Source organism: Treponema sp. R6D11, assembly GCF_054786075.1.
Genome location: NZ_BDHD01001089.1, coordinates 1 through 281 on the forward strand (window position 1 = coordinate 1; position 281 = coordinate 281).

At 46.3% G+C, this 281-nt stretch carries 1 protein-coding gene; it reads right to left on the bottom strand.

Annotation, left to right across the window (positions count from 1 at the left end; genetic code table 11):
* On the bottom strand, positions 1-281 hold a 281-nt coding region (locus tag ACYVTD_RS17600), incomplete at both ends, for a phosphodiester glycosidase family protein (protein WP_461248915.1).

Here is a 281-nt window from a genome sequence, read left to right on the forward strand (position 1 = left end):
GTTGTGCCGATACTTCCCGCTCTTCTGCCGTCAATCACCACAAGGTATAAATATTTGCCGTTTTGCGAAATTCCGCCCGCACTTCTAGGATGCCTTGCCTTTCTGTCATGCGTCCTCTGTGCAGGTTCACCGCCAACCAATATTTGATGAAACCCGCCCACGGCGTTTTCGATATTTTCTATAGACTTAATCGCCGATTGATTAACAATGGCGGTTTTGCCGTCTTTGTAAAAAACAAGAGCGTCATAATTTGGATTGGCGGACGCAATCAACTGTCCATT